This window comes from Paenibacillus hunanensis (assembly GCF_014645615.1).
GTDB classification, from domain to species: Bacteria; Bacillota; Bacilli; order Paenibacillales; family Paenibacillaceae; genus Saccharibacillus; species Saccharibacillus hunanensis.
Window position 1 is genome coordinate 404461 of sequence record NZ_BMMB01000007.1, and the last position, 10856, is coordinate 415316.

Genomic DNA, 10856 nt, shown 5'->3' on the forward strand with positions numbered 1-10856 from the left:
TTGTATTGCTTAATTTAGCTGTATAAAATACCTTATTTCTTCACTATCTACGTGGAAACCAACAGACTGATACAAGGATAAAGCGAACTGATTGGTCGTCACCACTTCCAGATGGCCAGAGTGTAATTCGTTAGTTTTCAGATAGATTAGCGCTTGTACAAGTAAATATTTGGCTAAACCGCGGTTTCTCCATGACTTGCGCACGAAGACATCTTCGATGATGCCATAATCATCTTCCTGCCATGCCATGAGTCCGCCGACGATGGTACCTGCGTGACGAATGACCATAGATGTCCAGTGTCGGTTACTTTTGTATTCAGCTAATCGCCCTGGAATGAGTGGAGCATCTGGCCAAATCTCCATTTCTACATCCAGATATTCTTGTTCCTCGCCAGCACTTCCCATTTTCCAATATGAGAACTCAAAGCCTTCAGGAAGCTGTACATCAATAATAGATTCATTCAAATCTCGATTCATACCATATAAACGATTCAGAGGAGCATAGCCCTTTTGCACAAAAAATTCATTATTAGCTACTTCTGTGGAATCATTGCCCACACACAGCATTGTCTCATATTCACGCGACAAGCCTTCTTTTAATTGCTTCGCTCGTATGTAAAGCTTCTGATACATAGCATGGAGTAGAGCGTAATCCTGTTCTCGGTCAGGAGTTGTTTTGAGATTAATGTAGATCGAATGGCATGTATCTACTGCACGACCGGGTGGTATACTATTCACGATGCTAACCTGCCCCTTCGCAATCATCTTTCCTGCTTCAAACGCACAATACACATTACACCAGTTCTCTTCTTCGCCGACCCACCAGAATACAGCATATTCCTGAGCAGTAACAGCTTGATGCAATTCGCCGAGTAAAGATATGTCTTGCTTTTGAAAATGACGAATAATTAATTCTGTTGATGCTTCGTTCAAAATAATCTCCCTCTCAGTCTTGGGGAGCTTCGCAGGTTGCAGGGCTAGTTATACGATCAATTAACTGAAATTATTGAGTACCCTCGTATTCTTAATCATTTAATATATCATATGCTAACTTCGACAATGGTTTTTTTCCTAAATCTTCAATTTGAAGTGTATTCCCATACAAAAAAAGATTGATCTCATGTTCATCCAGATTTAATTCTTTAAATAATGTTACTAATTGTTCTTTATAAGTGTTTGCATAGACATACTTTTTATAAAGAAGTTCTCTTACATAATCTTTGTGAATGTCATAAAGCTCTTTAAGGTGAAAAAGCTTAATATTATTTTTAATTTCTTCGTTATAATTGCCATTATTAAATAGCTCAATATCTAATTCAAAATTGGAGTTATCTCCAATCAAAGAATTTATATCACTAGTAGTATTGATTTTAAGATTGAATTTAGCATTCTCTGAAAATCCTTGATCATAAGGATATAAAATTTTATATCCTTGTGCTAATTTAAATCTTGAGTTACATATTTGACAAGCAGGAACAAAATTGTAAAGTGACAAGGAGAATAAAGTGAATATAGATTTAGGATAAAAATGATCTAAATCAGCAGTTGTTTTAAGCTTTCCATTATCATCGTAAGGTGTAATATATTGGCGATTACAATATGGGCATACGCTACTTTCAAGATTTATTAATAGCTCATGTCTCATGTCAGAATCAATATACATATAATTTATAAAACTGGATATATAATCATTTAATTTCATCAACTCTATATTAATAGTAGATATAAAATATGAGAATGCCTTTTTACTTTTATAATAGCTTTGTTGATTCATAATTGGTTCTATCCATTTGTTGTTGTATTTTGATACGTAAGATATTATTATTGTTTTTTTTTCATCATTACTCATATTTTTAAAGTTCAAGTTAGAAATAGAAGAACTATAAAAAACTAGTTGACAAGTCAATATATAATTATTTAATTCTGGATATTTTTTGATCATTTCATTAAAAGGTTTTAAGAGAATAGTGTTTAATAGATCTTCGTTTAACTCGTTATTTTCCCAAAATAAAATATGATTAAATAGAAAATTATATTTCATCGCAGAAGTTTTAAATGTATAATTTTGCTTTATTTTAATGAACAAATTTTTAAAGTAATCTTTTGAGATTACTTGGAATATATTAGAATTTAGATGTATCATAGGTAGTCTCTCTCCATTTTTAATATTGCTAACTCTTTTTCAAGTTCTTCAATTCTTTTATCTTTGTTATTCATTGGAAATAAACTCTCTTTTCTATTTTGTAATAATTGCAATAATTTTTTTTGCAATATTTCTTCTCCTATTGTTATTATTATTCCTTCTATTCGTTTAATCTCATCTTGTTGTTTTTCTTCGTTTATGAGAGGTAAGCTATTAATATCTTCAATTAACTTTTTGAAAATTATTTTTGCATATTCACCTATTGGAGAGTTTATAAAAAAATCATTTTTGAGAATATCGTAAAAATTACTCATTAGTCCAAACTCAGCTTTTTTCGTCACTCTTTTAGAATGAGAATCAGTATCTATGGTCATACAAGTTATGTGTTCTTTAGGTATATCAGATACTATAAAGGGAGAATGTGTAGTAATAATAAACTGATATTTAATATTTTTGTCGAAATGAGTATTTTCAAAAAAAGTAACTAAATTTTGAATATATTTTCTGGACCATTCTGGATGAAAGGAAGCATCTGGTTCGTCTATAAGAATAAGTATAGAACCTATACCTTTCTCATTTAAAGCTATATCAATAGCAGTAAATAATGTTGAAAATCCATTTATAAACTCTATTTCTCCAGTACTTAGATGTTTAAACTTTATATCAATGTCTCTATCAAAGCCCCAATATTTGTGATTTAATACATCTAAATTGATCAGAACATTTCTTATATCCTCTTGGAATTTATCCGTCAAAGAAATTGTAATAGTGTGGTATGATGAAAAATATTTATCTTTTAATGCTTTTAGTAAGTTTACAAAATCCTTTATGATAGATGGGTTAAAAAGAAACTCATCTACAAGAGGATAGTCATCCTCTTTTTTTATAAGAGATTCTATAGTCTTTATTATTTCAAGCAGATAATTGATCCTGTTATTAAAATCATCTACTTTGAAATCTATCTTTTTAATCTCAGTATTAAATTTTATTTCATCTTCTTTTTTTATAAATTCTAACCATGTTTTTATAATAATGTTTTCTAAATAGCTTATTATAAATCTTTGTTTTTTACTCCATTTCTTATCGGTATTCTTTTCTTTTTTTAATCCTGGAAGCGAAATTTCGTTCTCGACATCAAATGTTAAGATTTTATCTTTACTTCTATATAACTCTAAAGTAATTCTTTCTAATTTTTCATTCTTTCCCCAAGCGTCTTCAAATGAAGGATCTACTAAAGTTAAAGTGCAGTTTAATTCTGTAAATGGATGCTCGTGTTGCCACTTTGAATATTCTTCAGTTACAAATTTGTAAATATTTGAATACTGAGGTTGATTTAATAGTAATTTTGTGAATTCAATCCCATATTCTTGTGTCTGATGTTCTATAGTAGTGTCATACCAATTTCGTGCTCTATTATTACTAAAATATAAAGTAACCATTTTTTTTTCTAAAGTAGTTTCTGAATTTGGAGTATTCCTCAATTGGGTATAGTCTAAGTAAATTCCTTGCTGATTTTTGTAATCATAATTGATATAAACACTATAGGAATATGAGGTATTATGAGGTACTTTTCTTAAATTATTTATTAAATCACTATCATAACCTTCTATGACAAAATTATTATCATTTATGTGGTATACTGCAAACCATTTTTGGTCTTGAATAGGCTGTTGATCAAATATTCTATTTCTTCTACTTCTATTTGAACCCAAAAAGTCAAGAATTGTTGTCTTTCCAGTTCCATTTTTCCCCACTATTAAATTAATGTTTTCTATATGATCTCCCCATAAACCTATATATGGATTATACTTAGGTTCAATAATCAATTTTTTTTCGTTTTTCAAAAATTTGATCTTGAAGTCATTGGTAAAGCAAAATTCCTGTTGGTCTAAAGTTCGACCTATTGTATGAATATATAAATATATTAGTTTGGGATTCATATTAATCTCCTTAATAGGTGTAATTAAAATAGTTAAGTTATTTTCAGACTAAATAATAACATCATTTCTAATAAATACATACTATATAAATCAACTAATATGTAAAGAAGATGTTCTAAAATTAATTACTTTAGGTAATAAGTATATTCTAGATTATCCAGATGAAAAGGAAGCAAGACAGGGGTTAGATATGCTCGCGAAGCAACTCCGCTCCTTGCCAATGAACAGCGGTAATTATGGATTAATTCATTATGATTTTCAATTAGACAATGTATTTTATAAGAAAGAGCATCGATCGTTTCAGGTGATTGATTTTGATGATGCGATGTATCACTGGTACGCTTGTGATGTTGTGACGGCGTTAGATGATTTTCTTAATGAGCCAATAGACTTGAACAGATCAGAAGTACAAGCATTTTTGAATGGATATCGTGCGATAGCTACTCTAAGTGATCAGGCTATTCGGCAGTTCTCATGTTTTAAAGATTCGCTAAGCTGTATAAGTTTTCTAAATTATTACGAACGTTCGAAGGTGTAGATACTGTGCAAGCACCTGAATGGATTGAGAATCTCAAAATACGTTTGGAATATGCACGAGATGTTATACCGCAGAGCTTTGGGAATACAGCAGAGTAAACTAGAATATAAGATAGCGAAGTAATGTAGCACAAGATCCACCCTTTTCTTTATGTGGTGGATTTTGTTTTATATTGGGAGAGGATATGCAAATGGATCAACTAAGATTACTACAGAACGCTATACGTGCATATGGAATACACCCGGATAGCTTAACAATCGAGCAAGAACTACAATCGTATGGCAAGCATGGAGATATACATTTTAAAATTCGTGTCCATCATCAGCTGTATTCGGCAAGATTCATTGGCTACAATCGCTATAATACAGATGTATTTATCACATTATCGGATGAGGTTCTAAACGAGCAAATTCGGTTTTGTAACTATTTAGTAGATTCAGGGGTTCCATTTATGAAGCATGTGAAAACTCAATATGGCGAACCGTTTACCAGAGTACATGTTGCAGGTCGAGAGTGGAGATTGCTCCTGTTTGAGTGGATAGAAGGCGAGCATATCACGCATTGTACAAAACAAATAGCATCTACATTCGGCGAGTTTGCGCAACACATACATACGGTTTCTACAGGGTTCGAATCCACCATCTTTCCGCAATTGTCGCATCTTGAGGGATATCATCAATTTTACAATATGCTGTACTCTACACTTGAAGCGGCTGTAATGATGCCAGCGACAAGGGAAATATTACAGAGCTATCTACATGAAGTCGAGCATCATCTTCATTGCGCTAAAGCAGAATCTTTTGAATTTATCGTTCAGTCCGATCTCAATCCAATGAATGTGATTTGGAATTCCGAGCAAGAGATTGTGGGTCTGGTAGACTTTGAATCGATTACGTATACCGATCGTTTGGAAGCATTGGCATGGTTGATCAAATGGTATTCCAGAACAGACGGAATAGCATCCCATCAGATGTCACCCGTTGTGGCTCAAGCATTATTGAAAGGATACGGTATAGGGGAAATGTGCAGACCAGCAGAGTATAAAAGACTTGCTTCTCTAGTATGGCTGACAGGCTGCTTGAACTGGAACTTTACCTCGAAGACGATAGAGTTGATGGAGAATCAGGAAGAGGCTTTGCTGCAAAAACACATATGGAAATCTATGGAGCGAGGCGAGCAATTACTTTTGCTCGTTCAGTAGAATAGCAGAACAGAGAACAGCTTAGTTTGAAAATAAGCAATCAGAGCATGTACAATAAGACTCATCCATCGAGAATGCTTATTCACATCGATGGATGATTTTACCGAATTGGCATCGGCACCACTCGATATTGCCAATATTTCAAAATGAGTAGAGCACAGAAAGGTGAGTTGAGCTGAGATGAGTAAAGAGGAACAGATGAATGAAACACGGATTAACCACGAGCTGAGCAACGAACAAACGGGTTTAGAACTGAGTCGGATTGTATTTATCGGACGGACATTTGATGAATATCTATCCATGTTCGACCTGACAAAGCAAGACCTGATTGGACGCCGCATATTGGATTGTCCCGCAGGTGCGTGTTCGTTTACCGCAGTCGCTAATACCTTAGGCGCACAGGTGACTGCAACCGATATCGCATATTACCACCCCTTTGCCCAGCTTGCGGAAAAGGGACTGGCGGATATTGAGCATACGATGCTGCATATGGAGAAGGTGCAGTCAAATTATGTATGGGATTATTTTCAATCTGTAGCGGATTTGAAGAAACATCGGTCGCAGGCGTTAGCGGATTGTGCGCACGATATGCAGCAATTTCCAGAGCGTTATATTGCGGCTACATTACCCCGGCTGCCATTTGAGGAGAATGCATTTGACCTAACGTTGTCAGCGCATTTTCTGTTTATGTATTCGGATCGATTAGATTATGAATTTCATCTACAAACAGTACAGGAATTGCTGCGTGTGACTCGTCAGGAACTACGTATTTTCCCATTGGTGGATCTATCATGTCGAAGATATCAACATTTAGACGAGCTGATCGAGTATATCGAAAATGCAGGTTATCAGACGGAAGAAGTAACGGTATCGTACGAGTTTCAAAAAGGGGCAAATACGATGCTACGGATATATAAGGATTGATAGGCTAAATGTGTTAATTGCTATGCATATAGCTGTATCATGCCGCATAGGATCAGATTGCAGTAGCATCTAGCTTAGAATACAGAATGGATTGTACAATATAGCTCACTTTAACGACCGAAAAGAGGGGATTCATACCCCTCTTTTTTATATACTAAGCCCTACAAACTTATGATCCTTTAAAATAGGCACCGTAGTCATATGATCGAGCTGAGAGCAGTGAATCACATCCTGCTCGTATCCTCGTTCGCGCAATTCACGTCCGCTTGCACAGTCCCATAGCAATTCCTTCATTCTCTCCTTCGTATTCTGGTACGCACCGAGACATACTTCCGCTTCAGGAGATTTCGTTCCGGTTAATCGGGAAAGGATCATACCTGCTCCCAGATCATCTTCAATGCTTGGACGAAGTGTATTTTCCTGTTCCAAAGCATCTGACCATTTCTCACCGCAAGGCACCACAGTAATGCTACAGCCGGATGCGATTCTCAAGCGATTGGCGGCTTCAGCGACTACAGATGCATTCAGAGCACAGCCAATCAATACAGCTTGTGCATCGGCTGCCATCCATGTGCAGGCTGCACCATTGAGCGAGCACATCACGAAACGCTTACCCTTGTCTGCCGCTGTAAATGATCCTGGCGATAGAGAATGACCACCATAGGTGAGCGATTCGGCTCGTCCCCAAACGATATCGGCATCGACGGACTGCGCATAGGCTTTCGCTTGCTCATTAATCGGAGGCGGGTACGGGTAAATCTCTGCACCATATTGTATCGCGGTCACTACAGTAGAGGAGAAGCTAAGCACATCGATAATAATAACGATGTCTCCACGCTCCGCGGCTGCTCGTGCTCCTCGCTGTCCCCATTCTAGCTTAATATCAAAAGGCATCTGGTCAAAAAACAATGTGTATTCCTCCTTATTATGTACCTAGCAACCCAATTAGGGTTTGGATAGTTCATCTACAGCTATTATTTTAGCTGATCATACCATGGATTTTATTGTAAAATAGATATAATCGCGCGCCTTATTTATATGCTGCTAATGAGGGACTATAGAAAGTGATTTTTACATTAGCAAAGTATCTGACTTCTGTCATGAGACAAAGGCAATACAGTCAGGAATAGGGTTACATATTGATTACCTTGCGATGAATATCAATCAAGCCATACAATCCCAGGGAGGCATGACCATGAACCGATTTTTATCATCAGAGCAACGTACAGAATTGCTGGATACTTTGCAAGCTCGCTTTGCCAAGTATATGAATCGCCATGAGGAGATAAAGTGGGAGGATGTTGGGGCTCGCCTGGAAGCTCCAGATGCAGAGGATAAGCTGTGGTCACTCAGCGAAATGGAGCGAACAGGCGGTGAGCCTGATGTGATCGGATATGATGCAGACAGCGGAGAGTATGTATTTTGCGATTGCTCTACTGAAAGTCCGAAGGGGCGCAGAAGTATATGCTATGATCGTGCAGCCTGGGAATCCAGAAAAGAAAACAAGCCTACCAGTGATGCGTCGACAATGGCGGCAGAGATGGGCATTACGATGTTGACAGAGGAGCAGTATCGTCAGCTACAGCAGCTTGGAGCTTTTGATCTCAAATCCTCCAGCTGGATCGAAACGCCTGAGCGTATTCGCAAGCTGGATGGTGCCATTTTTGGAGATCGTCGTTATGATACCGTGTTCATCTATCATAATGGAGCGGATTCGTACTATGCTGCACGTGGATTCCGCGGATGGGTACGCGTGTGAACAAAAGAGTTAGATGTAATCAAGCTACAGACAGAAGAAAAAGGATGAAGAAACGTACTCGTATCATAGCTGTTTTATCCGTACTACTCGCAGCTTGCCAGGCTCATATAGCTTTCGCAGATGATAACGATTTGAATTTGAATATTAACGGTCGTATGCTTACAGGCCAAAAACCTATTGTTGTCAACGATACGACACTCGTTCCCATTCGTACATTAACCTTTCTATCCGATGTTTATGTGAACTGGGAGCCCGCTACCAAAGCAGTGACATTGACCGACCGAACCGCTTATCAAACTGTGCAGGTGGTCGCTGGACAAAAGACAGCACTCGTTAATCAAGTCCCTGTAGTATTGAACACGCCGGCACATATACAAAATGGTAGCGTATATGTACCGCTTCGTTTTATTGGAGAATCTTTGCATGCTAAGGTGGTGTGGGATCAAGCGACAAAAACGGTTGTGATCTATCCAGTCGACAAAGCTGTAACAGAGGCTTATCGAAGCAGCAAATTAGTCGATTCACGCATTGCAGCACTGAAGCTAGTGAGAGTGGAAATGAATGAGCGGCTATTCACAACAGATGAAGGGCACGTAACAGGCTATTATTTTCCAACAGGCAAAAGCAATTCATTTTTCATCGTGAATCAAGGCGTTGTGAGTTATTACGAGGTGAGAAATGATGCAGCCTGGAAGACATGGGAAGCGACGAGCGGTGAGTCTACTGGTAAAGAGCTTATTCCAGGTATCATTGCAGGTGTTGATCAGGAATGGGGAACACGACCGACCTATAAGGGAACATTCAGTTATTTTTGGGATCTATGGATGCAAGGTCAGGTGAGCTATGGCGTAATCGATTCCAAAGGGGAAATGAAAGAGCTAGGGATCGGTAATTCTAAGGCAGGTGATACCGTCATTCGAGAAATTCCGCAGGATAATACCAAAAAGTAATCGATGTTCAATATACGAGCTTCATAGCTACTTTTTATGGAATTATGGAAAGAGGGATTATTATGAAGCGATACGATGACAGGGATAAGCATTTGGAGTGGGTTATAATTATGCTATACCCTATTGTCGCCTTCATTATGCTTAGTAGTAGAGAAGTCAGCGCTTCAGGCTGGATTCTGTTAATCGTGCATCTGCTTTTTTGCTTGCTATGGCGCAATCTGAGATCAGTGATGGTTTCCAGTGTAGTCATGTGGATTGTAGCTGTACCTATCTGGTTGTATGTCGAAGCAGGACGATCGGCACAAGCAGCAGCGAACTTCACCGGATCGTTACCATGGATTATTTTGATGTATGTGCTTATTGTATTTGCACCTTCGTTACTGCTGGTATCCCTTAGGAAAAAGCTATGGTCTAGATATAAATTGAAATAGAATCAGGAGTAATTCACATCTATCATGTCGCATCACAGCTAGGATATTTTGTTCAACTAATTTCCCCTTATTTTACAAAGCTGGAGGAATGAATCGATGAAGCCGATCACGGAACAGACTATTCCACATCATATCGCTGAGCAGCTAGGCACCATACATAAGATTACGTTTCCTGAACAGGGCTGTACTTCTCAAGTCGCGATTCTGCATACGGATCAAGGGCTGTCTGTATTGAAAAAGTCAGCCGGAACGCAATTTGCAGCATGGTTGAAGCAAGAGGCATATGTGCTGGACTGTCTTGCTACGACCACTCCATCTGTACATCTTCATGTACCGCAGATGTATCATTTTCTACAATGCGAGGACGCAGAGGATGGACTTCAATCATGGCTATGGATGGAGCATATTCAGGGTGAAACGATATATCAGGCGCTGATGCGTGAGCAGAATCCGATAAAACAGCGTGACATCCTATTCGCTTTTGGACAAAGTATACGTCAGCTGCATGATACACCCTGCCCTGCTGGTTTACAAACGGAAGGGAAATGGTTGGATCACATATTGGAGCAGTCAGAGTACAATCTAACTCATTATAAAGTGGACGGTAATGCGGAATTGCTAGAACATTTGCAGAACAATCGTCCAGCCGATATACAGCAGACCCTTATTCATGGAGATTGCACGATGGATAATGTACTGATTCATGAAGGACGAGTTACAGGTATGATCGATTGGAGCGGCGGTGCATGGGGTGATCCACGATATGATGTGGCGCTGGCGATGGAGTCGATAGAAGAATTGTCTCAAGCTGAGAAGGGGTACGAAGCCTTTTTTGCAGGATATGGTGAGCGGATTATTACGGATGAAGAGTATGATTATTTTCAAAAAGGTTTGTATGAGTTTTTTTAGATGACGGATTGTCAAGCCAAGTGCGACAGTTCCTCTGAAAAGGATTCGTGAGCGGTTCTCC

General features: G+C 37.9%; 10 protein-coding genes. 6 read left to right on the top strand and 4 right to left on the bottom strand.

Annotated elements, in window-relative coordinates; translation table 11 throughout:
* Positions 1-9 precede the first annotated feature (9 nt).
* The 3 genes from IEX62_RS17310 to IEX62_RS17320 all read right to left on the bottom strand — a co-directional run bounded on the left by IEX62_RS17310 (position 10) and on the right by IEX62_RS17320 (position 4083).
* Positions 10-933: a GNAT family N-acetyltransferase gene (locus tag IEX62_RS17310; RefSeq protein ID WP_188776782.1), complete on the bottom strand. Its 924-nt coding sequence runs from the start codon at positions 931-933 to the stop codon at positions 10-12.
* A gap of 91 nt (positions 934-1024) precedes the next feature.
* A complete protein-coding gene (locus tag IEX62_RS17315; protein WP_188776783.1) occupies positions 1025-2143 on the bottom strand; it encodes a hypothetical protein in 1119 nt (372 codons plus the stop codon).
* A complete protein-coding gene (locus IEX62_RS17320; RefSeq protein ID WP_188776784.1) occupies positions 2140-4083 on the bottom strand; it encodes an AAA family ATPase in 1944 nt (647 codons plus the stop codon). The genes IEX62_RS17315 and IEX62_RS17320 overlap by 4 nt, the downstream gene beginning before the upstream one ends.
* 145 nt (positions 4084-4228) lie before the next feature.
* Between IEX62_RS17320 and IEX62_RS17325 the strand changes: the two genes are divergently transcribed.
* The 3 genes from IEX62_RS17325 (at position 4229) to IEX62_RS17335 (ending at position 6746) form a co-directional block, all read left to right on the top strand.
* Positions 4229-4621, top strand: a complete 393-nt coding sequence (locus tag IEX62_RS17325; RefSeq protein ID WP_268239823.1) for a phosphotransferase enzyme family protein — start codon at positions 4229-4231, stop codon at positions 4619-4621.
* Between the two features lie 184 nt (positions 4622-4805).
* Entirely contained in the window at positions 4806-5822 is a 1017-nt protein-coding gene (locus IEX62_RS17330) for a phosphotransferase enzyme family protein (protein ID WP_188776786.1), read from the top strand.
* Positions 5823-6002: 180 nt separating this feature from the next.
* Positions 6003-6746: a class I SAM-dependent methyltransferase gene (locus IEX62_RS17335; RefSeq protein ID WP_188776787.1), complete on the top strand. Its 744-nt coding sequence runs from the start codon at positions 6003-6005 to the stop codon at positions 6744-6746.
* Between the two features lie 147 nt (positions 6747-6893).
* Here IEX62_RS17335 and IEX62_RS17340 read toward each other — a convergent pair whose 3' ends face one another.
* Positions 6894-7655 carry a 2-phosphosulfolactate phosphatase gene (locus tag IEX62_RS17340; RefSeq protein WP_229685877.1) on the bottom strand — a complete coding sequence of 254 codons (762 nt, stop codon included), beginning with the start codon at positions 7653-7655 and terminating at the stop codon, positions 6894-6896.
* Positions 7656-7935: 280 nt separating this feature from the next.
* Here IEX62_RS17340 and IEX62_RS17345 point away from each other — a divergent pair, with 280 nt between their 5' ends.
* The 3 genes from IEX62_RS17345 (at position 7936) to IEX62_RS17355 (ending at position 10795) form a co-directional block, all read left to right on the top strand.
* On the top strand, positions 7936-8505 hold the full coding sequence (locus IEX62_RS17345) for a DUF4256 domain-containing protein (protein ID WP_188776788.1): 570 nt from the start codon (positions 7936-7938) through the stop codon (positions 8503-8505).
* 131 nt (positions 8506-8636) lie between these two features.
* Positions 8637-9455, top strand: a complete 819-nt coding sequence (locus IEX62_RS17350; protein ID WP_188776789.1) for a copper amine oxidase N-terminal domain-containing protein — start codon at positions 8637-8639, stop codon at positions 9453-9455.
* Between the two features lie 527 nt (positions 9456-9982).
* A complete protein-coding gene (locus IEX62_RS17355) occupies positions 9983-10795 on the top strand; it encodes a phosphotransferase family protein (protein WP_188776790.1) in 813 nt (270 codons plus the stop codon).
* Positions 10796-10856: the final 61 nt, after the last annotated feature.